Here is a 25,331-nt window from a genome sequence, read left to right as displayed (position 1 = left end):
TATAGTGTGCTGGGTTTTCGGATTTGATACTTCTATTATTGGATATTATCATGTTCTCAAAATTTAATTTTGTTTTGTCTTGTAATTTATAGGTCTTTCAAAATTTTTGACGGAAAATTTATAATGCCGAAATTTGCATAGAAAATGGATTTGGCTATTTTTGAGTGATTCAAAAAATCAAAAGAGAAAACCCAAATAACTTTAGTAAATTAAGCTTTATGTCAGAAGTTCAATCAGTACCGAAAAACCTGAATTCTCCGAATCTTTCTAAAGAGGCAATCTTGGCAGACTTTCGAGTCGCTATGATCAGTAGGCATGCTTCTCTGGTAGGCAGAAAAGAGGTTTTTATGGGGAAAGCGAAGTTCGGGATTTTTGGAGATGGCAAGGAGATTGCGCAGATCGCCATGGCGCGAGCTTTTCAACTGGGGGATTTTCGCTCAGGCTACTACCGTGATCAGACATTTATGTTGGCAATAGGTGAGCTGACGGTAAAGCAATATTTTTCTCAATTATACGCATATACTAATGTGGAGGCGGAACCGGCAAGTGCTGGCCGTCTTATGAATGGTCACTTCGCGACACGATCTCTTAATGAAGATGGAAGCTGGAAAGACCTCACAAAAAAATATAATTCTGCAGCAGATATTTCCCCTACAGCAGCTCAAATGCCAAAGCTTCTTGGGCTGGCTTATGCTTCCAAGCTCTATAGAGATAATAAGGGATTGAAGGAAATGACGAAGTTTTCAGTAAATGGAAATGAAGTCGCTTGGGGGACAATTGGAAATGCATCTACTTCTGAAGGGATGTTTTTTGAGACTATCAATGCCGCTGGCGTAATGCAGGTTCCTATGGTGATTTCTGTATGGGATGACGGTTATGGCATATCTGTTCCTAATGAATTTCATACGACAAAAGGGAGTATTTCTGAGGCTTTAGCTGGATTTGAACGGACAGATTCGCAGAAAGGAATAGAAATCATCAGGGTGAATGGCTGGGATTATGAAGCTTTGCTCAATGCTTATGTGGAAGCAGGTGAGTTAGCTCGTGTATCTCATGTACCAGTTTTGATTCATGTGCTAGAAATGACTCAGCCTCAAGGGCATTCTACTTCAGGTTCTCATGAGCGATACAAAGATAAAAAACGACTTCAGTGGGAGAAGGACTGGGATTGTATTTCCAAATTCAGAGAGTATATTCTGAGCAATGAAATTGCCAACGCAGATACTCTAGATAAGATAGAAGCTGAGGCCAAAGCTCAAGTAAAGCAAGAAAAGGAAGCCGCTTGGTCACAATTTTCTAGCGAAATCAAAAAAGAATTAAGTGAAGCTGTAGTTCTGCTTAGAGCTGCGGCACAGCATAGTACACGTAAAGTAATCATCAATCAGCTGGCAGAGGAATTGTCTAAGACAATCAATCCAATAAGAAAGGATGTGGTCGTGACAGTTCGAAAAGCACTATTGACCTTGAGGTTAGACTCAGCAGCTGCCAAGGCGGACTTGAAGGCTTGGTATGCGAAGCAGACTGATTTGAATTTTAATAGATACAATAGCCATTTGTATAGCCATTCAGAATGGAATGTGTTGAACGTGGAGGAGATTCCTGCCAAGTTCAATGATAAGTCTCCTTTTGTGGACGGAAGAGAGATTCTCCAGTCTTATTTTGACTACACCCTAGAAAATGATCCTCGCTTCTTCACTTTTGGTGAAGATGTAGGTAAAATAGGAGATGTGAATCAAGCCTTTGCTGGATTACAAGCCAAGCATGGCGAGCTAAGAGTTTCAGATACAGGAATCAGAGAATGCACGATTATAGGACAGGGGATAGGGACTTCCTTGCGAGGATTGCGACCACTGGCAGAGATTCAGTATTTGGATTATTTGCTTTATGGTTTGCAGATGCTGGCTGATGATGTGGCTTGTCTTCAGTACCGCACCAAAGGAGGCCAAAAAGCTCCGCTAATTGTGCGAACTAGAGGTCATAGACTAGAAGGAGTGTGGCACTCAGGTTCGCCTATGGGGATGATTTTATCCACTTTACGTGGTATGGTTGTTTGTGTGCCTAGAGATATGACTCAAGCCGCGGGAATGTACAATTCCTTATTGAAATCTGATGAGCCGGCTATCGTTATAGAATGCTTAAACGGTTATAGATTGAAGGAGCAAATGCCTGAGAATCTAGGAGAATATACAGTGCCATTGGGTAAGCCTGAGTTCCTTCGTGAAGGTGCAGATTTGACTATAGTGACCTATGGCTCTATGTGCCGAGTAGTGATGGAAGCTGCTAGTGAACTTGCCGAACTAGGTATTGAAATTGAAGTGCTAGATGTGCAAACATTACTGCCATTTGACGTTCATGGGATTATTGGTGATTCTGTCAAGAAAACCAATCGCGTAATTTTTGCTGATGAAGATGTGCCAGGAGCTGGATCTGCATTTATGCTACAGCAGGTGATTGAAGGTCAGGATGTCTTTAAGTACTTGGATGCTGAGCCACAGACGATCACCGCAAAATCGCACCGACCAGCTTATTCATCTGATGGAGATTATTTTTCCAAGCCAAGCGTAGAAGATGTAGTGGAAAAAGTATATGCGATGATGAATGAAGTAGATCCCAAAACCTTTCCTGAGATATAAACAAGACAAGACATATTACTAATAAAAAAAGCCCTCAAAAGGGCTTTTTTTATACTATGGTCTAGTGATTTGCTTGAGCGTCACTTCGGGACTGGATACCTCGTTGCTGCGATTTAGAGCTCTGTCCTGAATGGATACATCTATTCTAATGGTATCTGTTCTGAAAATAGATTCCCAGCCTGAGGATAGCATTCCGTAACGGATATTGCCTTCGACAGCCTGTCCTTCCTCAGTCGTCAGAATTCTAGGGAATCGGCCATTGAATGTCGTGTAATACGGCGGGTCTTGCCACTTGAACTCTGTGAACTGTCCATTTCTCTTAATAAAGAACTTGACGAAAATATTGTATTGATTAGGATTTTGTTTTACCCAGACCGTATCTTTTACTTCTTGGTTATTTATTATAGGATCTACAAGCCAGTCAATTGGGTTGTAAGATGGTGCCTCTGGAGGTCTTGTGCTATAGGTGATCAATTCCCCATTGGCATCCCGCTGGAAGTCCACATCATTAAACGGTGGATCATCATCTGTCCCGGATAATCCAAGATCTCCTTCTGCATCTTGGAAATCAATGCCGATAATCAAGGAATCTGCGCCAGAAGTTGGGGCGTATTCTATTGATTCAAAGTCAATTTTCGGTACTGAAGGGAAGTTATCTGGTGGATTGATACAGGCTGTGGCGAGGATCAACAAAAAGAATATTCCTAAATAGCTTTTTAAACGCATAGGGTGAAAGTAAATTTACCACCAAATTAAACCAATACTTTGGTTGGATTGATGCAAAATATAAAACGATGCAGGAATTTAAAAGTTTTTCGAGTAGAGTAAGTAATTTGAAACCGGAAGAATTTGAAAATCTTGCACTAGATATTTTTGAATTCCAGTCGCAGGCTAATCCTATTTATAAGCAATACCTGGAGGCTAGAAATATAGATACGAACAGAGTGAAAAGCTTGGATCAAATCCCTTTTTTACCGATTCGCTTTTTCAAAGACCATGACGTGATTTCTGTCTCAATCGCTACAATGGAAGGGTATTTCTCTAGTTCTGGCACTACAGGGATGATTACTAGCAAGCATTATTACTGGTCTGAAAACTGGTATTTAACACATGCGCAGCAGATTTTTGAAGCAGAGTATGGAGATTTAAATGAATTCCATGTGCTTGCACTTTTGCCTGCCTATTTAGAGAGAAAGGGCAGCAGTTTGGTGAGTATGGCCGACCATTTTATTAAAGAAAGTAATTCTGAACATTCGGGTTTTTATCTTTATAATCAAGATGAATTGCTGGAAAAAATAGAGTTGCTGGCAAATGACAAACGGAAAGTTCTATTGCTGGGTGTCACTTTTGCCTTGCTAGATCTGGCTGAATCAGGAAAGAAATTTAATTCAGCTCCAAATCTTCTGGTCATGGAAACAGGGGGGATGAAGGGGAGGAGAAAGGAGATGATCCGTGAGGAGGTTCATGATATTCTCAAACCATTTTTCGGTGTAGAGGCCATACATTCCGAATATGGGATGACGGAATTGATGTCGCAGGCTTACTCCAAAGGTCAGGGGAAATATACGCTACCTAGGTCTATGCGCGTTATGCTTAGAGATATCAATGATCCACTTTCACTTTCCCAACGCTCACAGGGAGGAATTAATGTGATCGACCTAGCGAATTTTCATTCCTGTGCTTTCATCGAGACTCAAGATTTGGGAAGGTATGATGATACAGGGATGCTGGAGGTGTTGGGGAGATTTGACAACAGCGAAATCCGTGGTTGTAATCTCTTGGTGCAGTAATTGCTATCTAATTAATAATTGAACATATTTGAACTGCATAAAACGTATACGATGAAATCGAGCATATCCCAAGTGAACCACTGGGATGATTATTATAACTGCGAGATTCCATATAGCCTTTAAATGACAAATTATATTTATATGAAAAAATTAGCCACAGTAGCATTATTGATTGGAATTTTAGCTTTGGGAGCTTGTGCTTCCAGTAAACCTTGCCCAGCTTACGCAAAGGCTCCTACAGTTCAGGACGCCAATAGCTAAAAAAAATACGCTGACTTAATAGTCAGCGTATTTTTTTATATCATTTAGGCTAATCTCTGATTCGCCTAGAATCACCAGTCTTTCTACCACATTTCGCAGTTCTCGGATATTTCCTGTCCAAGGATATTCCTGCAATTTTGCCAAAGCAGCTTTGCTCATTCTTTTCGGCGCGTCTCCATTTTCCTGAGAGATATCATCCAAAAACTTATTGACAAGTAAAGGAATATCATCTTTTCTATCTTTCAGTGCCGGTACCTGAATCAAGATTACACTCAATCTGTGATACAAATCCTCACGGAATCTATTCTCCTCAATTTCCTTTTTCAGATCTTTATTCGTCGCTGCCAAAACGCGCACATCTACTTTGATGTCTTTGTCCGAGCCGACACGGTTGATCAAGTTTTCCTGCAATGCACGAAGTACTTTGGACTGAGCGGAAAGTGACATATCTCCGATTTCATCCAGAAATAAGGTTCCTCCTTGAGCTTGCTCAAACTTTCCCTGGCGCTGCTTATGCGCTGAAGTGAAGGCACCTTTTTCATGTCCGAAAAGCTCACTTTCAATTAGCTCAGATGGAATTGCAGCACAGTTTACCGCTACGAATGGCTGAGCGGATCTATTGCTTTTGGCATGAACCCAGTGTGCAACCAGTTCCTTACCAGTTCCATTAGGACCCGTGATCAGTACTCGAGCATCGGTAGGAGCCACTTTTTCTATGGTGTCTTTTACTTGATGAATAGCAGCGGATTCTCCGACCATATCCAGTTTCTTGGAAAGTTTCTTTTTCAAAACTTTGGTCTCTGTGACTAGATTCTTTTTGTCCAATGCATTTCGAACGGTAAGAAGAAGGCGATTCAAATCTGGAGGCTTTGGAATAAAGTCGAAAGCTCCTTTTTTGGTGGCTTCCACGGCAGTTTCTATGCTACCATGAGCCGAGATCATGATGAATTGTGGTGATTTCTCCAGAGCCTTAGCTTTCTCTAGGACTTCTATACCATCCATTTTTGGCATTTTGACATCACAGAGAACCAGATCGTAATCATCTTCCTGCAATTTTGCCAAGCCCTCTTCGCCGTCCTTTGCTTCGGTAACTGTATATTTCTCGTATTCCAAAATTTCGCGTAATGTAGCGCGGATGACTTTCTCGTCATCGATGATCAGTATTTTCGACATAGTTTCAATATAAAATAAAAAAGTGCAAGTCTATAAGCCGGGTCCTGTTTCTTCATCTGTTTCCAGAATCAGTTTCTTGTCATTTATCTAGCCCCGACTTCACAATCGGGGTCCATCGATCTACCCGTTCCGCATAAAAGCGAGCAACTTTTCTCGAAACTTAATCCGACGCGGAACCTATTTGATCTTTCAACCCATAAGGTTTGCCATGCCCCTGACATCACTGTCAGAGCGGTGGGCTCTTACTCCACCTTTTCACCCTTACCCTTCGTGCCGATAGCTATCGGTATCAGGGCAGGCCCCGAAGCCGAAAGGCGGTATATTCTCTGTTGCACTAGCTGTAAACTGACCGTCACCAGTCAGCCTCCTTCCCGTTAGGAAGTATGGCGCTCTATGTTGCCCGGACTTTCCTCCCCGATATACATCGGGACGACAAGACGACTTGCACCTTGCAAAGAACGGTAAAATCTTGCTATCAGTTTTAAAAATGTGAAGTAGGAATTAGCGAATGAAAAATGTGATTATCTAAGTCGTTCTTTTTCTGAGGCTTTTGACTTATCTTTTTCAGATGGATAATAGCAAACAAAGAAAGTTCAAGAAATTGATACGCGGTATTAATTGGTACCCGCCTTTTCTGTTTTCAGGGATTAAGGTGATCGATTATGCTGAGGATTTTTCTATGTTTCGAACTCAACTGAAGCTCCGCTGGTACAATCAGAATTTGATAGGCACTGCTTTTGGAGGATCGTTGTATGCGATGTGCGATCCGTTTTTCATGTTTATAGTCTTGATTCAGCTGGGAGATGAGTATATCGTTTGGGATAAGACGGCAAGTATAGAATTTGTTAAACCAGGAAAAGGGACTGTTTACGCTGAATTTAAGGTCTCTCCAAGTCAAATCGCTGAGATAAAAACTGCTGTGGATCGGGATGGTAAAGGAGTGTTTGAATTTCCTTGTGAAGTAAAAGATGCGTATGGGAATATCATTGCAAAGCTACAGAAAGGTATTTATGTACGAAGAAAAGACCATGCGAAGTCGAATGCCTAGCCTTCGATTGCTTAACTTTGCTTGCTAACAAAGAAGACCATGATAATAGTAGGGGATACTGTGCTTTCGGATGATATTAAGGAGAATTTTTTCGTCTGCGACTTGGAGGCTTGCAAAGGTGCTTGCTGCGTAGAAGGAGATGCTGGAGCTCCATTGGAAGATGAAGAGACCAAGATCATCGAGGATATCTATCCTCTTGTCAAAGATTACATCACAGAGGAAGGTCGTCAGGCCATTGCCAAGCAAGGAACCTGGGTGATAGACAAAGATGGTGATAAAGGAACTCCCACTATAGGGGACAACAGAGAGTGTGCCTATGCTTTAACTGATGATAGAGGTATCCTGAAGTGCGGGATAGAGCAAGCATACCTTGATGGGAAAATCACATGGAAAAAACCTATTAGTTGTCACATGTATCCGATCCGTGTTACTAAATATGACCAATTTGATGCCTTGAATTACGATCGCTGGCATATTTGCGATCCAGCTTGTCAGTTGGGGTCAAGCCTGAAAGTTCCTATCTATAAATTCCTAAAAGATGCACTTACCCGCAAATACGGAGAAGCTTGGTACGCGGAATTGATAGAGGAGATTGAAGGTTAAGGTTTTTTGGTACTTAGTCAACTATGAAAACTCAAAGTAGAATTAGACTTTGGCTTTGCTGTTTTTGATCAACAAAGAATTTTGACTGCTACAAAACACTATTCTTGCTGATCGTCTTAGGCTGTAGTACTTATACTTTTGAATTTTGTTTGGGGCAATAGAACAGTCGTATAATAATCTACCTATAGATGCTTGATTCAGTTGATTCTGAATTCGGAGTATGTTTTTGGGAATTGAGGTAGAATGAATGTAACCGCTAAAACTTAATAGGCATTTTCATCTCCTGCAAAAATATTTTTGGCAGTCATCCAGATTAGCTTGAGATCAAATGTTACAGACCAATTCCTGATGTAATACATATCCAATTTGTATCTAAAATAAATAGAATTGGGCAACTCGGTCTCTCCTCTGTAACCTTTTGCCTGAGCCAAACCAGTAATGCCAGGTTTTACTAAATGTCTGTTCTTGTAACCCTCAATGAACTTAGCATTCTCTGCGTTTTGTGATAATACCAGGGGTCTAGGGCCTACCAAGGACATATTTCCATAGATTACATTGAATACCTGGGGTAATTCATCTATACTGGTTTTCCGAAGGATTCTACCAATTTTAGTGACCCTAGGATCATTTCTGGTTGCTTGCTTGAAATTATCTACCTCATTGATTGACATTGATCGGAATTTATAACAGTTGAAAACTGAATTGTAAATTCCACCTCTCTTTTGGGTATAGAATATTGGTCCTGGCGAATCGAGTTTTATTAAAATAGCAACAATTGGAAAAAGCCACCATCCAATGACAAGTAGGAGACCTATGGAACAGAAAAGATCAATAAACCGCTTGATACTAAGGTTAAACCAGTTGAGCTGCTCCGACACCAAGATGTCCTCCTGAACTTGAGCTGGAAGAGTTCCTGTATTAATTACAAGATTCCCCTTTGATAAATGCTGTGATTGGTCTGCTTTGAGTTTCAAAACGTATGATTTTTGGTCTTAATTTCTTGGTAAAGATTATTATTATTATTCTTAGTTCATCAAATCACTTAAAGTTTTCCCTAATTTAGTCGCCAAAGAAACCTGATGTGCCAGCCCTACTTATTTTTAAAAAGATTGGCTCATCAAAATTACAATTATTTTTCAAACTATTAAAATTGCTTTTTAAAACTATAATTATGATGATCATTTTTGTATATTGCTGTCATCTATTATGGCTCCTAAATATGGAAGTGCCTTGGTCATAGGTTAAAATCATCGTGCATTAGGGCTTTAATTATGTTATTTCTAAGCTTTTACCATAGCAGTGCTTATAGCTGCAATATGGTGGTTTGATGTTTGTATCGTATCTTTCGACAGTCTTAGCTAAAGTTTTTAATGGTTTCAAAAACTCCTTTATCGTTGCCCGTTTTCAATGGCAACGAAAATCTGTACACGCAGCAAGCGATAGCCTCAGGTCAAATTGCGACTTCAGGTAAATTCATCAATCGTTTTGAGGTAAAGCTTTCTAAAAGACTAAAAACACATGAATCTGTTGCTTTAAATTCTGGCACTTCTGCTTTGCATCTAGCAATGGTCCTTTTTGGAATAGAACCGGGTGATGAAGTGATTTGCCAGTCTTTCACTTTTTGTGCTTCAGCCAACCCAATCGTATACTTAGGCGCTAAACCGATTTTCGTAGATAGTGAAAAGGACACTTGGAATATTTGTCCAGATCTGCTTGAAGATACCATTCTTAGTCGTATCGCAAAAGGTAAAAAACCAAAAGCAATTGTGCTAGTGCACCTCTTTGGTATGCCTGCCAAAATGAAAGAGATTTTAGATATCTCCACGAAGTATAATATCCCAGTTTTGGAAGATGCGGCCGAAGCTATAGGAAGTAAATATCAGGATAGGGATTGTGGAACATTTGGACAAATTGGTGTTTATTCCTTCAATGGAAATAAAATTATTACTGCTGGAGGAGGGGGAGCCTTGATTTCCAACGATACCTCTGTTATTCAACACGCCAGACATTTGTCCACCCAAGCAAGAGAAGATTTGCCTTTTTATCATCATTTGGAGATCGGCTATAATTACAAAATGAATAACCTTTCGGCTGCTGTGGGACTTGCACAACTAGAACAATTAGATAACTGCGTGAAAAGCAGAAGAGCAGTAAATCAGCGATATCGAACAATGCTTAAAGATTTTCCTGGGATAAACTTTCAAACTGAATCAATAGAGTCTAAATCGAACTATTGGCTTACAACCATCTTGGTAGACCAAGAGAAAACTGGATTTTCTAATAAACAATTGAAACAAGCCTTATCGAATAGGGGGATTGAAAGTAGGTACCTATGGAAGCCACTACATACCCAACCCATTTTCAATAATACTGCATATTATGGTGGTAATATGTCAGAAAAACTATTTGCAAAGGGACTTTGCCTTCCTAGTTCTGCAAATTTGACTCTTCAAAATCAGGAAATGATAGTGGAAGTAATTCATGAAGAACTCAGTAAAACATTCAAATAGGTGATTTATCGTAATTTGTTTAAAAGAGGGATTGATTTTCTTCTTGCTTTTTTAATGTTTGTAATACTATTACCTGTATTTTTAATTTTGTTGCTTGTATTAAGCTTCCATCATAAAGGATCTCCATTTTTCTCTCAATCTCGTCCAGGAAAAGATAATATTCCGTTTCAGATACTGAAATTTAAAACCATGTCGGATTTGGTCAACGAGCAAGGGGATCTTTTGTCGGATTCAGATCGAATTACCAATTTTGGTAGTATAGTTAGAAAGACTTCATTGGATGAAATCCCCCAGTTGATCAATGTGCTGAAAGGAGATATGAGTCTCGTTGGCCCTAGGCCATTATTAGATGATTACCTAGAACTATATTCTGATGAGCAGTCTAGAAGGCATGAAGTTAGGCCAGGTGTAACGGGTTGGGCTCAGGTAAATGGTAGAAATGCTATTTCTTGGGATAAGAAGTTTAATCTTGATGTATGGTATGTGGATAATGTGAACTTTTTACTGGACCTAAGGATACTATTTCAAACCTTATTTAATGTACTTATGGGAAAGGGCGTAACCCAACAAGGACATGTATCTATGGGGAGATTTGAAGGCAGTAGAAAAGATATAATTAGATAAATAGTTTTTTAGTAATTTGAATATCAGTGGTTTATATAGGGTGTTCGATTTGTAGATTTAATCAATTTTTCTGACTCAAACTTAGTCCAACAACTTCACTAGTAATTTTTCAGAGACTTTTTCTGATAGTGTTTCGCTTGAATGATTTAAATATGAAATAAGTATACTTTGGTCGTAGGCTTCTTTGGATAGTATGCTTAGCTCAGTTCCCAAACGGAGATTTCGGCCATTCAGAAATTCAAGAAATTCGGTGGATGAATTGGTGAGTGCCGCTAGTTTGACAACCTGTCCAGCTTTGCAATCTGATAGATTAAGATATTTTATTTCCTGAATTCTCCCTTGGGCATCAGGAATAGGAGAGCCGTGTGGATCAATAGTAGGAAATCCCATCATCTCATCCATACGCTCAAAGAATTTGGGAGCATGAATGTGCTCTACCTGCTCCGCAATCTCATGTACTTCTTCCCAGCCGAATCCCATTTTATTCACCAAAAACATCTCGGTCAGTCTGTGTTTTCGGATCACGAGAGCCGCTACTTTTTTTCCTTCTGGAGTTATTATGACAGGCTTATATTTTTCATAAATCAACCAACCATTTTTCTGCAAGGTTTTCACCATGCTATTTACAGTGGGAAGACTTACTTGCATCTGAGTAGCTAGCTCTGAGATATTGACCTCATTCTTTTCATTTGCCAAGTTAAAAAGTGATTTCAGATAATTCTCCTCCGTTTGTGATGCCATGTGCTATTGATTTAGTATTCAAATATGATAAATAATTTTTGAAAACAATTTTGTTAGACTGATCTAACAAAATATATTTGTCGTATCTAATTCTGAATTATCACTACTGTATGAGATATAATTACTTGTTTATTTTACTTTTTTCGCTGTTCGCATTTGATACTTATGCGCAAAATCACTTGCTCAAAGGCAGGGTTTTATTTGAGGGGGAGCCTGTTGAATATGCCAATGTCTATGTGAAAAGCCTATCAAAAGGTACTGTAACTGACATAAATGGGAGCTTTTCTATTGAGATCTCCACAAGTGCTACCTACACCGTTCAGGCTTCTATGGTGGGGTTCAAATCTTCACAGTTGAAAGTGTCTATTCCGCAATCCGGTGATGAATTGGTTTTCAATTTGGAGGAAATGGACGCTGGATTGGATGAGGTAGTGGTCAGTGGTACAATGCAAGAGGTTTCCAAATTGGATTCTCCAGTGCCTGTGGAAGTGTATTCAGCTAATTTCTTTAGAGCAAATCCTACCCCTTCGATATTTGAATCTTTACAGAATGTAAATGGAGTACGACCTCAGATAAATTGTAACGTCTGTAATACAGGCGATATCCATATCAATGGTTTGGAAGGACCATATACTATGGTGCTTATAGATGGAATGCCGATTGTGAGCGGCCTGGCGACGGTCTATGGCTTGACAGGAATTCCACAAGCATTGATCGATAGAATAGAAGTAGTAAAAGGTCCAGCGTCCACCCTATATGGCTCCGAGGCTGTGGGTGGACTGATAAACGTGATTACTAAGAAACCAGATAATGCGCCATTGCTATCGGCTGATTTCTTTGGGACAGGCTGGGGGGAAATGAATTTGGATCTAGGTTTGAGATCAAATTGGACTGAGAAAATCCAATCCTTGACAGGAATCAATGCTTTCTACTACGATAATCCTATCGACAACAATGCGGATGGTTTCACAGATGTGACGCTTTCTAAACGTATTTCTTTTTTCCAGAAAATCAATGTAATTCGTCCTGACAATAGGCTTTTTACGATGGCAGGTCGATATGTATATGAAGATCGCTGGGGTGGTGAGATGAACTGGACTAGTAAAGATCGGGGAGGAGATGAGGTCTACGGAGAGAGTATATACACCAGTCGTTGGGAGACTTTCGGTACCTGGCAGTTGCCAACATCTGAGACTATGAATTTCCAGTTTTCAGTCAATGGACATAGTCAAAATTCAGTCTATGGAACTACAATATTTCAGGCTGATCAATACATTGGCTTTGGACAACTTACCTGGGCAAAGACTCAAGAGAACCACGGTTTATTACTGGGATTGGCTTATAGATATACTTATTATGATGATAATACCGCTGCTACTTCTGATATAGAATCAGCACGAAACGAAGCATCTCAAATTCATTTACCAGGAGCTTTTATACAAGATGAAATCAAGCTGAGTGCTAATCAGAGTTTACTGCTTGGTCTCCGCTATGATTATAATTCCATTCACGGGTCAATCTTTTCACCTCGTGTCAATTACAAACTTTCTTCAGCTGACAAAACTGCTGTTTTCAGACTTTCTGCTGGAAATGGTTTTCGGGTGGCCAATGTGTTCACTGAAGATCATGCAGCCCTAACAGGCGCACGTGAAGTGGTTTTCACAGAGGAATTAAAACCTGAGCAGAGTTGGAATGTAAATGCTAATCTGGTGAAGAAAATTTATACCGACAGAGGCGTTTTTATTGGACTGGATGCTTCAGCATTCTACACTTATTTTACCAATCGCATAATTCCTGATTACGAGACAAATCCTAATCAGATCATCTATGCCAATTTGGATGGATCTGCTATATCCAAAGGAGTTTCACTCAATCTTGATGCAGCCTGGCCTGGAGGTTTGACAGTTACCGCTGGAGCTACTTTGATGGATGTAAGTATCGAAGAGGAGGGAATCAAAACCAGGCAACTGCTTACAGAGAAGTTTTCTGGAGTTTGGTCCGTAGGATACGAGTTCTTCAATCTTGGCTTGACAGTGGATTACACAGGTAATGTTTATAGTCCCATGCGATTGCCACTGTTAGGTCCATTGGATGATAGACCAGGCTATTCGCCTTGGTATAGTCTGCAGAATATTCAGTTGACCAAAGGGATAGGTGATCGCTGGGAAATTTTTGGAGGAGTAAAAAACCTCTTGAATTTCACTCCTGCAGCCAATTCAATTGCAAGAGCATTTGATCCATTTGATAAAAATGTTGCCTTCGCTCCAGATGGTTCTGTGATTCCCACACCAGACAATCCACATGCGTTAACCTTTGATCCTACTTATGTTTATGCTCCAAATCAGGGGATAAGAGGATTCTTAGGGCTGAGGTTTACAGTTTCAGAGTGAGGGCTTTTTACCGCAGTGGTCGCTAAGGGTGACGCAGAGGATGTAATCTAGACTTTGCTTTGGTTATAAATTCTTAATCATTGATAATTAAGTTGTTATGGTGATTGTGCTGCACTATGAAATTTAACAATTGAATTTATTTATACCTAATAGCATCATGGTAAAACATAGCGACGATACTGATCTAATTACGTTAGATTCTCATTAAAAGACTTTGATTTCTTTGTTGCTTTTGTGGTTTAAAAATATTCTATCACAAAATTCATAAAGAGAACAAAGGGAAAAATATTCCTTTAGATGGGTGAGCTTAGGATTTCAAAGCTATGAAAGGAAATTAGCGGTAATGTGATGTCGGGGTGAATAATCTTTCGCCCCGACACCATGTTTATATAAATCAAATCTTCTCTGTCACTGAACCACATTTCAGCATCTTATCTCCAAAATATGGGTTTCTGATTTCCTCCGAAAGGCTCAGCCAATTTGCTCCTGCGTTTCCATTTGCCATTGGGCAATGCTGAAGGAATAGGTTTCCAGAGGTCAACTCACTGCTTTTTGCTAAGGCTATCATTTGGTCAGAAAGACTATCAAAGGATTCACGCTGGGTTTTAGGATCGGTGCTTCCTGCAATTTTCTGTACATCAGCTTTGATTGAATTGTAATTTTCATCCGCCAAAAGAGCGTTAAGTTTATTAGCTTCTGCACTTGCTTTTTCACCGTCAGTAGCTACCAAAGCGTCTTTCAAAGCCAAATAAGAATTGAAAATTTGGGTAGTTGATTCATCCTTAAAAGCAATTGTGGTGGTTGTCATTGCTGGCGTTTCTTCCTGTATTTTATGGCTTTCGGATTGAACCACTTGAGTTTGATCTTCAGGTGATTTACTTGAGCAAGCAAGAGAAAGAGCGATTAGTAACGAAAGGGCAATTGGTGTTCTTAGATTCTTCATGTGGTTTTAAGAATGATTTAATCCTGGTAAAAGGAGGGATAAAAAAGGACTAGGCTAAATGGCTGGCTGCCATTAGCTAAAAAGGAGTTCGTAAGACCTATTACCAGGAAGTATTAAATCAAAAATGATTGGAACAGGACGCTAAAGTCCTTTTCAATCGAGGGGGGAGTAATGTGGGGGGTAGGTTGCTCTGTGGAAGAGATTGGAGCTATTCCGAAGATAAAACTTTGTGTAAAAGCTGCGATAAAAATAAGCTGTGCAGCGTCGATTTGTACTACTTTGAGATTTTGATCGCTTTCATTTTGAACCAATTCGAATTGGTTTTGACAGCATTCTATAGGATCTATACTTTGATGCGAGTCGGAAGATTTTTCTTTTGGTTCGGTTTCCATCCCGCAATTCAAATGTTTGGTAGTCACTCCAAATGCCGCCATAGTTTCCGAACCCATACAGATATGGGTAGTTTTCGCCATTCCGATGCTTGAGAGCATCAGCAAAAGTGCGAGCGCTATGGAGATTTGCTTTTTCAACTGTTTTAAGGTACGGTATAAAATTGAAAAGGGTTATAATTTTGACTGTTTAGTTGAATCAGTTTCAAAATACAAATGGTAATGCTTGCTACATCCAGGATTGAAAGCTACGGTACATTTTGGACAGGTGTTACCACTGGCTTGATATTCTGTGATTGTTAATTCCGACCCACAGACTCCACAAAGGATCGCTTTGGTATCAAACTCAGCTTTTGGCCAAACCTCGGGTTGGTGATCCGCTTCTTCTTCATGGCAGGAAAAGCAAGGGTAATACTTCTCGCAGCATTTAAACTTGATCGCAATCACATCCAAATCCGAATGCCAATGCTGGCAGCGAGTTTGATTATCGACGGTTTTCCCATAGATATTGACACCTTTGATGTTTGATTTCACGATGGGTAAAAGTGGGGCTTGCTGAGCAAAGACTAGTGTGGTGAATAGGAATAAGAAGGAAAATAAAAAGGTCTTCATTCGTAGTTTTAGGATGATATTTGTTCGGCGACTAGTGAAGGTATGAATTGGAAATGTAAATTCGAAGATACTACCAAGGGAAAGCATCCCGAAGTTATGATGCTCAATCAAAAGTAGTAGACCGGCTTCAAAATGCTATACATCGAAAATAGAATTAAACACAATGACTAATTTAAATTCATGGATAAAATAAGAATTTGGCTGATTGCGAAGTATCAGATCATTATATCAAGCATTGCATTTATACCGGCATTTATCAGTTTGGGATTTTTAATCTTGGCCGCTTTGGTGTTTTTAGTTGACTTTTCGGATTTTGGACAGCAGCTGAAATCTGACATCCCTTGGCTTACAATCAAAGATCCTTCTACAGCCAGAAGTGTCCTAGGTGCAATAGCTGGAGGGATAATCTCACTGACTGTTTTCAGCTTTTCGATGGTAATGATTGTATTGAGTCAAGCGGCATCACAAATGAGTAATCGGGTGCTGGACAAACTTATCGGCAACCGATTTCAACAAACTGTGCTGGGTATTTACATCGGTACTATCGTGTATACTTTTTTCTTATTCACCACGATTCGAGAAACAGAGGACGCGTTTCAGATTCCCTCTATCAGTATTTTTTTACTTACGATCATCACCGTCTTAGATATCTTTATTTTCATCTATTTCCTGCACTACATCACTCAGTCAGTCAAGTATAATGTGATCATAGACCGAATCAAATCTTCAACTTTTGATGGAATGAAAGATTTTTGTACGTCAACTGAGGAGGTAAAGGAAGCTTCTGATTTTGCTGCGCTATCAATGATCAGAGCTTCACGATCTGGAATTTTTGAAGGTTTCGATGATAAAGAAATGTTGGATTTCTTATCAAAAAATAAATGCAGTATGCTCGCAATATATCCCATGGGGACTTTTATTCTACGCGGTCAGCCAGTTTTAAAGTGTAGTCGAAATCTTGATGAAGTACAAATAACTAATGCTCTGCAGGGAATTAATCTTAGTAATCAGGAATTCGTCAACCGTAATTATGAATATGGCTTTAGGCAGCTTTCAGAAATTGCGCTAAAGGCGCTAAGCCCAGGAATCAATGATCCTGGAACTGCAATCCTTAGCTTAAGAGCACTGGCGGATTTGCTGGGATTTCGAGCCTTACATTTTCCTCCGACTACACTTTCTAAAGATGACTTGCCCTATAAAATTTATCGCAAAGAACTGACTTTTGATGAGCTATTTATCGGTGCCATATATCCGATTTGGGATTATGGAAAAGAGGATAGAATGCTAAATCAAGAATTTAAGCTGCTGTTGGGACAACTTTCATTAGTAATTGCATCTCCTCCGATTATGAAATTATTGAGTGAAGTGCATAAGAAGATAGCAGATGATTTTTCAGAGGGATGAAGTTTCTAAATATGAACCACACATAGTTTTTATAGTTTCGATTTGCTATCTCTTCATTAAAAATCTGTACCTCTTTGTTCCCTTTGATACTTTTTGGAAAGTATATTTTAACGCAAAGAAACAAAGCTCATAAAATGTTAATAATGAGAATAAGCGCTACTTAGGATTGCCCTTTTCTATGTGGTAATAAATCTTTCTTCAAAAAGATTTGTTTCTACAAGTGCCTCAAGAATGCATCAGGATTATTAAGGAAGTTTTTCAAGATTGTAAAATGCTCTGTGTCCTCGTAGTTGACTTCTTCAATTTTATCTCCAAACTGGAATATCGTTGAGTTCGGAAGCGTCATCAGAATAGGAGAGTGCGTAGCGATGATAAACTGGCAACCGTGATTTTCGGCTAGATTCTTTATCAATGAAAAAAGCGCCAATTGCCGCTGTGGCGAAAGCGCGGCTTCAGGTTCATCAATTAGATAAATGCCTTCATTTTGCAATCTGCCTTCTAATACCTTTAAGAATCCTTCACCATGGGAGACTTCAGTAAGATTTCCATACTTGCGAATCAGGGCTTCTTTTTGCCCTAGAATCGAACCCACTGCGAGTTTGAGACCTGTTCCGCTCAATCTTTTCTCAAAGTCCACAATATCTCCTTGCATCTCAGAATCCATATTTTGCAGTCGTTTGACAAAGCCAAAGTAATCTTCGGCTCTGAAAAAGAATCCACGAAAAGCTCTGTCCTTCCATTGAGTGATGATCTGCTCGCCATAGCTTTTGACACCAGCTAGCGTTTCATCACTTTCCAAATCAGTACTTCCGATAGCAGGTAAATTTAGCTTGATCGCCAAGGCTTTAAGTAGCGTGGATTTTCCAGAACCATTTTCACCTACGAAAACTGTAATAGGCTTGTCGAAATCCATCGACCCCAGGTCCTGCAACGCCTTTAGTGAAAAAGGGAATTGGCGATTAGAGCCAGAGGGAAGATGAATTTGACGTAAATAGTACATGGTTTTTAAGACTTGAGAGGTAAGATTATAGACTTAAGACTAGAAAAAATATATGCGTAGGTGAAACCAAAATTTACTAACCGTTTCAAGAGTTTTCTAACTACTCTGGCTTTGCGATGAATCCAGCTTTCAAGACAGTTTTGAAAACTTCGTCTGCTGTGATATCATCAGACTCTACAGTCAGAATTCTATCCTCACTTTGCAAATCTACTTCCCAAGAATTGATCTTTGGTTCAGCATTAAGAAGGGGACTGACCTTTGCTAGGCAATTGCCGCAAGCGATATTGGTTTTGAATTTTTGAGTTTTCATTTTGATGAAATTGGAAGATTTTAAAATTGAAGAACTTGTTCGCCGTGGCGGATTGGAATATTAGTTAAAAGGATGGAAGCTAGTAAAGTTTTCGAACTTCTATTCTTGATACTACTTACTTGATACTTTGGACACTGGACTTTATACGAACGTTTTAATATCGAATGATGAATGTTAAATGATGAATATTAAAGTTTAGATATGCTTTCCTTTAAGTCTAAGACTATTCAATACCACAGACACCGAACTAAAGGCCATTGCAGCTCCGGCGATCATAGGGTCAAGTAGGAATCCATTGATAGGATAGAGGACTCCAGCCGCGATTGGGATGCCGATCAAGTTGTAAATAAAGGCCCAAAATAAGTTCTCTTTGATCCCACGAACTGTCTGAGAGGATAAATTTAGGGCTTTTGGAATCACACTCAAATCGGAAGAAATGATTGTCATTTTCGCCACGTCCATCGCGATGTCTGATCCATGCCCCATCGCAATGCTGACATCGGCTTGCGCCAAAGCTTCAGAATCGTTAATTCCATCACCCACCATTGCCACGATTTTACCATGAGCTTGGAGTTCTTTGACAAAGTCCGATTTGTCCGAAGGCATCACTTCAGCCTTGAAATCTGTTACACCAACTTGTTGCGCTACTGCCGCAGCTGTTTGCTGGTTGTCACCTGTCAACATATAGACTTCAATTCCTCTTTGCTTCAAGTCAGTAATTGCAGACCTCGAACTGCTTTTGATCTCATCGGTAATTGCGAGTGTTGCTAGGACTTGCTTTTCATTCGCGAAGAAGATCACAGTTTTAGCTTCGTTTCTCCAGGTTTCTGCCAAAGTTTTAATCTCTTCTGAAAGCAGTATATTTTTACTTTCAATCAACTTGGCATTTCCCACATAGAATTTTTCATCGGCTTCATTTTGGGCTTGAACACCCGCTCCTGTCAAACTCTCGAAGGAAGAAATTGCTTCGGGTTTGACATTTTCTTCTTTCAGTTTTCTGCTCACAGCATCTGCCAAAGGATGTTCTGACTTGGATTCAATCGCTAGCAAAATAGGAGAGAATTGATTTCTGAATTGCTCAGGTTCCCAGTTCAAATCAGATACAGAGGGCTTTCCAGCTGTTATTGTTCCGGTTTTATCCAGTATGATAGAATCGATTTTGTGCGCAAGTTCCAGGCTCTCTGCATCTTTAATTAAGATATTATTTTCAGCTCCTTTTCCGATTCCGACCATAATCGCTGTAGGAGTAGCCAAACCAAGCGCACAAGGGCAGGCGATCACCAAGACTGCCACTGAGGTAAGTAAGGCATGTGTGAAAGCATCTTCACCCCCTGCAATCATCCAAACTGCAAATGTCAAAATTGATATTCCTATCACTGTAGGAACGAAGATGGATGCGATTTTATCCACCAATTTCTGAACTGGCGCTTTGCTTCCCTGCGCTTCCTGAACCCGCTTGATGATTTGCGATAGCAAAGTTTCAGATCCTACTTTTTCGGCTGTGAAATGAAAGCTGCCTTTTTGATTGATAGTTCCAGCAAACACGGCATCATTCTCCAACTTTTCAATTGCAATTGGTTCGCCACTGATCATACTTTCATCTACGAAAGATTCTCCTGAAATCACTTTGCCATCTACGGGGATTTTCTCTCCAGGACGCACGATGATCTCATCGCCTTTCTGAACTTCGGAGATTTGAATTTCTTTCTCCTGTCCATCTTTTATCACTTTTAGTGTTTTGGGCTGTAGCCCCATCAGATTTTTCAGAGCTGAAGAAGTACTTGACTTGGCTTTTTCCTCAAGCATTTTTCCGAAGGAAATAAAGGTGATAATCACTGTGGCAGCCTCGTAATACACGTGAGGCTCTATGCCTCGGGAGATCCAGAATTCTGGAAAAAGTGTATTGAACAAACTGAAGATAAAGGCGATCCCGGTACTCAGAGCAACTAGGGTGTCCATGTTGACATGTCCGTTACGGGCTTGCTTCCATGCTGAGACATAGAAATGTCTACCGAAAACGAATAGCACTGGAATACTTAGCGCCAAAGAAATCCACTTTCCAGGCTCCCAATGCATAAAAAACATTCCGATAATAAATATGGGCAAGGTCAGAATTGCGGCCCCCATTGTCTGTTTTTTGACCTCCTCGTAATGTTGGGATTTCGCCTCTTCTGCGGCTTCTTCTGCATTTTTAGTTTCTATGATCAAACCGTAACCAATGGCTGTAAGTGCATTGTTCAGATCCTCAGGTGTGACCTGATCTTCGTATTCGACGAGGACAGTATTGGAAGCAAAATTCACCTGAGCGGATTTCACGCCTTCGGTATAGGAAAGTATGGTCTCGACACTTGAAGCACAGGAAGCGCAGGTCATACCGGTAACTGGGAAGGTTTCTTTATGTAATGGTTGGGTTGATTCTGCCATGAGTTCTTTTGTCTTAATTGGACAGTACAAACTTAGGAAGACTGTGGGGAGGATCTGTTATGGAATTTTGGGGAAAAGTTATGAGATTTTGTGATCGAATTTTTTGCCGCATTGGACACAATCAATTAATAATCTTTAATCTTAAAAATAGCAGTTGAAAATTGATTATCTCAAAACACGGTAGGGGCGAAAAACTTTTGGCCCAGAGTATTTATGATAGGCAGGAAGCAGTCTGAAGACTGTATTATCCTAGGTTCATGAGATTTGAACCAGAGGGGTGTTTATGGCTTGATTTTTCACGATTCGTTCCTAAGGAACGCCAAGGTTCATTACACCCATCAAAACTACAGATTAGACGTTCCTATGGAACGAATATTATGGAATCTGGAGAGTTGGTAATGGGGATTGCAATTCCCCTAAAATGACTTCGGGATTATAAATTCCGAAGAGTGGAGGTGGTAGCAGTTTGAAAACTGCAGCATGTAAAGTCCAAGCCCGCCTGGCATCGGACAGGTCTGGAGACTGAACCCGATGTAGAGTCACTCTGGTAGGCGTTCGTGATTTTCTAGCCACATAAAAATTAAAAAAGGCTTAGCGAATTGAATCGCTAAGCCTTAATAATTAACTGCAGCCGTCAATGGACTATAGGTTGTTGACTATTTTATCTCAAGGAATTAATCCACTTCGCGATTTTCATAGCATCTTCTTTTGATACCTGAGCCATTGGAGGCATTTCGGTAGGGTAGTCAGGCCAGTTTTGAGGCTGAGGATTATAGATCAATTCGACAATTTTCTCATCTGAATATCTTCTTTTCGCCACATCTGTATAGGCTGGTCCAATTAATTTTTTATCCGTTTGATGACAAGCAGTACAGGTGTTTTTGGCCAAGATTGCCTTGATCTCTACTTCTGTTGGAACTGCCGCCACTGCAGGTTTAACCTTTGCTGGAACTAGTTTGGTCGCCGCTACTTGCTTTGCAGGCTCTGGAGCTGGAGGAGTTTTGATGACCATTTTGGCACCAGCAGGAATATTATGCAAGGTGTAATAAGCATCAGGGTGTACAATAGAAAAGCTTCCTTCCACCGCACGAACGCCGTTGACGCTAAGCTTGTGAACATAATCCTCTCGCAGACCTTCTACTGCTATTCTCGCTGACATACCATCTGCTGCAACTTCCACCCCAAGTATTTTCAAGGTTTTGTTGTCCACTGGAGGACTTCCGTAAACAGGGAAATATTTGTAGGTGAAACTTTCCACAGTATATGAAGTCAAATCTTCGGCAGAAGCCTTGTCAACTGGCTTGGTGAATTCAATCAAAAATCCATCAGGCTGTGCTTTGACAGTTCTCATTTCGAAAGGAATATTGTGATTCCAAACTAGACGTTGCAAACCTTCATTGGCTTCACCAGCAGAACCCCAACCACGGTTGGTCTCACCGATAAACAAAGACTTGTCTGGTGCCCATACCATTCTCAAAATTCCAGACTGGAAACCAGATCTGAAATCGATAGAAGCACCTTGCATTACGCCATTTACTTCTTCAAGGATGACCCGCATGATCTTACTTTGACCCTGATCACCTACCAGCACCTGGCCTTCAAAAGGACCAAAATAACCTTCAGGTATTACTATAGGTTCAGAGTTGGAAATGCCCTGAATACCATGAGGTAACCAAACTGCTGGAAGCTTCAAGTCAGGAAGTTGTTCTTTTGCCTGCGCCATGGTGATATATGGAACATCAATTACGTTTTCAGGCTTTTTAAATCCACCAGTTCCATTAGGTATCTTTTGAGGATCAACGACCTTGTTGAATTCCTCAGCTGTTAATTTCAAAGGAGAATTTGGAAGTCCAGTCCAAGCCAAACCAGCAGGATGTCCTGTGAAATCACCTTTGTCGATAAACCAAAGTCCACCAGAACCCATGTAATCACCTTGGTTTTCTGTATAGACTAGCTTATCGCCAAGCATACCCAAGCCAGCTGGAGATCTCATTCCCGTAGCATAAGGCTCCATAGTTCCATCACGGTTGATCTTCATGATCCAACCTCTCATGGGAACTCGGCTTTCGCCTCTCCACCATTCCTGGTCACCAAACGCGACGTTTGCAGAAACGAAGAAGGATCCATCAGGACCGACTTTAGGACCAAAGCTATATTCGTGGTAATGAGCAGAAATCGGCCACGCGTAAACTGTCTCATATAAATCAGCCGTTCCATCTTGATCTGTATCTACCAGCTTGGTTAGCTCGCCTCTCTGAGCCATGTAGAATGCACCGTCTTCGTAGTGAAGTCCAAGAATCTCATGAAGACCAGAAGCAAACTTTCTGAAGAAAGGCTTAGAGCTAGTTGGGTTTTCTACGATAAATACATCTCCTCTACGAGTAGCTACACCTAGATCGCCATTTGGCAACATGGTCATACCACCTACTTCCAAAAGAGTGCCTTCTGGAGCAGTAACTCGCATGATTTTAAAGAAATCCTCTTCTTTTGGGGATTCCTGTGCATCTACTTGCCCAGGCATGAGCTGAATTACAGCTGCTAGTCCAAAGGCAATTTTTGTGATTTTGTTCTTAAATAGTGTTTTCATCTTTGCGCTGTCCTTGGATTAAAAGAGAAGATTGTAAACGATGTTTCCCTTTGCAGGCAAGTAAATACCGGCATTGCCATCTGTAGAATGTGTCTCTGGAGCTCCATAAGTAGACTCATCGTATTCCAGGTAAACACCAGTTTCAGGCAATAAATAATAGCCTTTTTTGATCTTTTGAATTTCAGCACCCGCAGCTACTTTGTAAAAGCCTTTGGCTATACCAGAAACAGATCTGTTGATTCCCTTTCCAGATTCCAATACTTTGATCTCATCCTTCACAGTTTGTCCAGCAAGTAGGTATGAGAAAATGATGTCCTCTGAGCTGTTCATTAACTGGTAACCTTTGGTTCTGAAATCTTCCGAACTAGAGTAATCGCTGCTTACAGCATTTACTACTGGATTGCTCAAATTAATCAGAGCACCGCGTGGCACAGAAACACCATTTCCACGGCTATTCCACATAGGGGTAGCGTCTAGGAATTCACCTCTCCACAATTGAATCAAAGTGCCTGTCTCCATATCATAAGCATAGTTCACCTGCTCTTTGCTAGCAACTGAAACTACATGACTCAATCTTTTCGATCCCGGATAATCACGGAAGCTTCGCAAAACTGGAGTTTCATCAGCATCTACTAAAATCGGATCGGTATCTTGGGAAGCACCAGCCTCCGAAACCAAAAGATTTGTATTTCGCAGCCCTGGGCCTGAAATGGCTAAGTTGAAACCATCTACTGACCAGTTTCTGTTTTTTGAAGCAATGATCTGGATAGGATTGTCACCAGCTTTAAATTGCTTTTTAACTCTAACTCCTCTATTGGAAAGATCAGATATGCTTTCACTTCCAAGAGCGAAACCAGCTAATCCACCAGGAACCTGAAGGGTGATTTGGTATTCACCGGCTTCGGCTACATTGAGGTTTGCAGTGTATTTAGTCAAATTGACATCAGATACAGAAGTAGGAACTTCTACTAAAGAAGCAACAGTTCCTGTAGCTAGAGCTGATTTGCCTGATAACTCTTCTAAGTTATTGAATGAACCTTGATAGGTTTCATAACTTACATTGGATACGCTTGGAGTCTTCGCATTGAATGGCGTGATTTCAATATTTCTGAAAGCTACAGCACCATGATCACCTTGGATTCTTAGTGGACCTTCTGCTACGTCCTCTCCAGTCAAAGCCCCACGAGTAGGGCCGAAAACTTCTAAGTTTTCGTGAATAGTTACGCCATTGAGTTTAACTGAAAGGAATCGTGCATTCTCGATTTTCTTTCCAGCAGCATCGAATTTCGCAGCTTGAAAAGAAACATCCAGCTTTTGCCAAACACCAGGTGCTTTGCTTGCATTCTGACGAGGAGCATATCCTTGATAACCTTTTTGGCCCTCAGGCTTGCTCTCGTCCCATCGTTGATAGACTCCACCATTATCACCAGGTTTGGTAGTCTGCGCTGTCCAGCTATCTAGGATTTGGATTTCATAATTACCCTGAAGATATACTCCTGAATTAGAACCTGGAGCCACCATATATTCTAGCGAAAGATCAACATCTCCATATTTGTCGGTAGAAATGATATCTGCTCCATGCTTTTTCTTGGTAGGAATATTAGCAAGGATGCCTGTGCCTTCATCGGATTGAAGTTCATTAAGAACAGCTGGGTCTGCCCAGACTTTTCCTACTTCTGACCAGCTGCCTTTGTTTCCTTGGAAGGAGTCTAAGTTTAGCTTGACAGGATTTTGCTGTGCTTGCAAAGAGCCGATCTGAATAGCCAGAGCAGCAGTTAACAAGCAAACATGTTTTTTCAAAATCATGTGAATTTGAGGGGTTAATTAATTGAATTAGGTTTAAGAGAAAAAATGCAGATTCTCGAAATACAATGCATGGACATCAATAA

Annotated in this window: 20 protein-coding genes and 1 other RNA gene; 8 read left to right on the top strand and 13 right to left on the bottom strand. The window is 40.4% G+C overall.

The window, feature by feature from the left end:
- Window positions 1-218 precede the first annotated feature (218 nt).
- Window positions 219-2,633 (top strand): alpha-ketoacid dehydrogenase subunit alpha/beta, encoded by a 2,415-nt coding sequence (locus LV85_RS07395; RefSeq protein ID WP_111317914.1) that lies wholly within the window; start codon window positions 219-221, stop codon window positions 2,631-2,633.
- Window positions 2,634-2,687: 54 nt separating this feature from the next.
- Here the strand turns inward: LV85_RS07395 and LV85_RS07390 are convergent, their stop codons facing one another.
- A complete protein-coding gene (locus LV85_RS07390; RefSeq protein ID WP_111317719.1) occupies window positions 2,688-3,359 on the bottom strand; it encodes a hypothetical protein in 672 nt (223 codons plus the stop codon).
- Between the two features lie 68 nt (window positions 3,360-3,427).
- On the opposite strand from LV85_RS07390, the gene LV85_RS07385 reads away from it, so the two are divergent.
- Window positions 3,428-4,423, top strand: a complete 996-nt coding sequence (locus LV85_RS07385) for a LuxE/PaaK family acyltransferase (RefSeq protein ID WP_111317717.1) — start codon at window positions 3,428-3,430, stop codon at window positions 4,421-4,423.
- A gap of 276 nt (window positions 4,424-4,699) precedes the next feature.
- Here the strand turns inward: LV85_RS07385 and LV85_RS07380 are convergent, their stop codons facing one another.
- Window positions 4,700-5,857, bottom strand: a complete 1,158-nt coding sequence (locus LV85_RS07380) for a sigma-54-dependent transcriptional regulator (protein WP_111317714.1) — start codon at window positions 5,855-5,857, stop codon at window positions 4,700-4,702.
- A 17-nt stretch (window positions 5,858-5,874) separates the two neighbouring features.
- Window positions 5,875-6,306: RNase P RNA component class A (gene rnpB / locus LV85_RS07375), an RNA gene on the bottom strand.
- 119 nt (window positions 6,307-6,425) lie between these two features.
- Here rnpB and LV85_RS07370 point away from each other — a divergent pair.
- Together LV85_RS07370 and LV85_RS07365 are read left to right on the top strand one after the other, a co-directional pair.
- Window positions 6,426-6,905 (top strand): DUF4442 domain-containing protein, encoded by a 480-nt coding sequence (locus LV85_RS07370; RefSeq protein WP_111317711.1) that lies wholly within the window; start codon window positions 6,426-6,428, stop codon window positions 6,903-6,905.
- 39 nt (window positions 6,906-6,944) lie between these two features.
- Entirely contained in the window at window positions 6,945-7,508 is a 564-nt protein-coding gene (locus LV85_RS07365; protein WP_111317708.1) for a DUF3109 family protein, read from the top strand.
- Window positions 7,509-7,771: 263 nt separating this feature from the next.
- Here the strand turns inward: LV85_RS07365 and LV85_RS07360 are convergent, their stop codons facing one another.
- Window positions 7,772-8,482, bottom strand: coding sequence for a sugar transferase (locus LV85_RS07360; RefSeq protein WP_245942199.1), 711 nt, complete (start codon window positions 8,480-8,482; stop codon window positions 7,772-7,774).
- 396 nt (window positions 8,483-8,878) lie between these two features.
- On the opposite strand from LV85_RS07360, the gene LV85_RS07355 reads away from it, so the two are divergent.
- Both LV85_RS07355 and LV85_RS07350 read left to right on the top strand, forming a co-directional pair.
- On the top strand, window positions 8,879-10,018 hold the full coding sequence (locus tag LV85_RS07355; protein WP_111317706.1) for an aminotransferase class I/II-fold pyridoxal phosphate-dependent enzyme: 1,140 nt from the start codon (window positions 8,879-8,881) through the stop codon (window positions 10,016-10,018).
- Entirely contained in the window at window positions 10,019-10,642 is a 624-nt protein-coding gene (locus LV85_RS07350) for a sugar transferase (RefSeq protein ID WP_317046438.1), read from the top strand.
- Between the two features lie 81 nt (window positions 10,643-10,723).
- Here LV85_RS07350 and LV85_RS07345 read toward each other — a convergent pair whose 3' ends face one another.
- Window positions 10,724-11,383 (bottom strand): metal-dependent transcriptional regulator, encoded by a 660-nt coding sequence (locus tag LV85_RS07345; RefSeq protein WP_111317703.1) that lies wholly within the window; start codon window positions 11,381-11,383, stop codon window positions 10,724-10,726.
- Window positions 11,384-11,493: 110 nt separating this feature from the next.
- On the opposite strand from LV85_RS07345, the gene LV85_RS07340 reads away from it, so the two are divergent.
- A complete protein-coding gene (locus LV85_RS07340) occupies window positions 11,494-13,773 on the top strand; it encodes a TonB-dependent receptor (protein WP_111317701.1) in 2,280 nt (759 codons plus the stop codon).
- A 394-nt stretch (window positions 13,774-14,167) separates the two neighbouring features.
- Here LV85_RS07340 and LV85_RS07335 read toward each other — a convergent pair whose 3' ends face one another.
- From LV85_RS07335 to LV85_RS07325, 3 genes are all read right to left on the bottom strand, one after another.
- Window positions 14,168-14,716, bottom strand: coding sequence for a DUF3347 domain-containing protein (locus LV85_RS07335; RefSeq protein ID WP_111317698.1), 549 nt, complete (start codon window positions 14,714-14,716; stop codon window positions 14,168-14,170).
- Window positions 14,717-14,829: 113 nt separating this feature from the next.
- Complete coding sequence (locus LV85_RS07330; RefSeq protein WP_111317696.1) at window positions 14,830-15,246, bottom strand: HYC_CC_PP family protein; 417 nt, start codon at window positions 15,244-15,246, stop codon at window positions 14,830-14,832.
- Window positions 15,247-15,279: 33 nt separating this feature from the next.
- Window positions 15,280-15,717: a CHY zinc finger protein gene (locus tag LV85_RS07325; protein WP_111317906.1), complete on the bottom strand. Its 438-nt coding sequence runs from the start codon at window positions 15,715-15,717 to the stop codon at window positions 15,280-15,282.
- Between the two features lie 180 nt (window positions 15,718-15,897).
- On the opposite strand from LV85_RS07325, the gene LV85_RS07320 reads away from it, so the two are divergent.
- Window positions 15,898-17,121, top strand: coding sequence for a DUF2254 domain-containing protein (locus LV85_RS07320; RefSeq protein ID WP_111317693.1), 1,224 nt, complete (start codon window positions 15,898-15,900; stop codon window positions 17,119-17,121).
- Window positions 17,122-17,335: 214 nt separating this feature from the next.
- On the opposite strand, the gene LV85_RS07315 is transcribed toward LV85_RS07320, so the two are convergent.
- The 5 genes from LV85_RS07315 to LV85_RS07295 form a co-directional block, all read right to left on the bottom strand.
- The gene (locus LV85_RS07315; RefSeq protein ID WP_111317690.1) at window positions 17,336-18,121 is read right to left on the bottom strand and encodes an AAA family ATPase; all 786 of its coding nucleotides are present in this window, start codon (window positions 18,119-18,121) and stop codon (window positions 17,336-17,338) included.
- A 100-nt stretch (window positions 18,122-18,221) separates the two neighbouring features.
- Window positions 18,222-18,431 (bottom strand): heavy-metal-associated domain-containing protein, encoded by a 210-nt coding sequence (locus tag LV85_RS07310; protein WP_111317687.1) that lies wholly within the window; start codon window positions 18,429-18,431, stop codon window positions 18,222-18,224.
- Between the two features lie 195 nt (window positions 18,432-18,626).
- Window positions 18,627-20,855: a heavy metal translocating P-type ATPase gene (locus tag LV85_RS07305; protein ID WP_111317685.1), complete on the bottom strand. Its 2,229-nt coding sequence runs from the start codon at window positions 20,853-20,855 to the stop codon at window positions 18,627-18,629.
- A gap of 661 nt (window positions 20,856-21,516) precedes the next feature.
- Window positions 21,517-23,442 carry a c-type cytochrome gene (locus LV85_RS07300; RefSeq protein ID WP_111317682.1) on the bottom strand — a complete coding sequence of 642 codons (1,926 nt, stop codon included), beginning with the start codon at window positions 23,440-23,442 and terminating at the stop codon, window positions 21,517-21,519.
- Between the two features lie 18 nt (window positions 23,443-23,460).
- Window positions 23,461-25,248, bottom strand: a complete 1,788-nt coding sequence (locus LV85_RS07295) for a 3-keto-disaccharide hydrolase (RefSeq protein WP_111317680.1) — start codon at window positions 25,246-25,248, stop codon at window positions 23,461-23,463.
- Between the last annotated feature and the right edge of the window lie 83 nt (window positions 25,249-25,331).

It is taken from the genome of Algoriphagus chordae, assembly GCF_003254055.1.
In the GTDB taxonomy this organism is placed as follows: domain Bacteria; phylum Bacteroidota; class Bacteroidia; order Cytophagales; family Cyclobacteriaceae; genus Algoriphagus; species Algoriphagus chordae.
Note: the sequence above shows the minus strand (reverse complement) of the source record. Positions and strands in the feature narration are given on the sequence as shown.